The organism is Azospirillum sp. B506, from assembly GCF_000333595.1.
Taxonomy (GTDB): Bacteria; Pseudomonadota; Alphaproteobacteria; order Azospirillales; family Azospirillaceae; genus Azospirillum.
Map to the genome: position 1 here is coordinate 1 of NZ_BADK01000869.1, position 891 is coordinate 891.

The 891-nt window shown below is 66.0% G+C and carries 1 pseudogene; it reads right to left on the reverse strand.

Annotation, left to right across the window (positions count from 1 at the left end):
• Positions 1–332: pseudogene (locus tag I71_RS26855) on the reverse strand (type III PLP-dependent enzyme); the annotation flags it as partial.
• Positions 333–891: the final 559 nt, after the last annotated feature.

The window sequence follows — 891 nt, forward strand, 5'->3', positions numbered from 1 at the left end:
TGATTTCCGGGGGAGGCAACGTCGAAATGGCGTACGCCGCCGGCCCACAGGGCGCGCAGCACCGCCGGCTCAGGGTTGCACTTGACGGCATAGAGCACATCGCCGCCGCGGGCGACGGCCTCGGTCGCGCCGGCAAAGGCCTTCAGGAAGCTGTCGGCGGTGTCGGCCAGCACCCCGGGACGGATGCAGTGCATCGGCTCTTCCGGGCGGTGCAGGGCGACGGCCTGAGCGACCGTCGAACGGCGGCCGGTGGACAAGGAAACGGCGCTGCTGTCGTTCAGGCCGACGCGGCGCAGGGGGGTGACGGCGGAACGGGAACGCAGGAAGCCCATGGCGCACTCCTATCCCCGGACGACGGCATCACAGCCGGTCCGGTGAGCAGACGACTACCCCACGCAGCCACGAAGCGGCCAGCACAGGGCCGGGCGTGGGTGGCGCAGCGGAATCGACGATCAATCAGATTTTGGAAGGGGGCAGACGGAAAAAAGCCGGTGCGAGCAGCGGCCCCGGGCTGTGAAGCTCCAGGCAACAGCGCGTCGTTTACCGGCTAATGGGCTACCGTCTCACAGCCCCACCGTGGGCAGCGTACATACTGACCTCCCTCTCGGGACCGACCCACTGGAATGGTCGGTTCTGCCAAAAAGGACGCGGTACGTCGTAGCATAACCACAGAGGGCCATAGGCACGTGCGGGTGCGTCGTGCCGATTGATTTACGCTTTTCCGCCCGTGATTCAAGTGAATTTTTTGAGGCGGGAATGAGGCGAAATCAGGCTGTCTGCGCAGTCTCCGGCTGGAAAACCGGAAAGCGTGCGGCGATGCTGTCGCCGGTCGGGGTGGCCACCCAGCCGTCGGGACGGCTGAAGAAGCGGATGGTGGTGAAGCAGGGACGC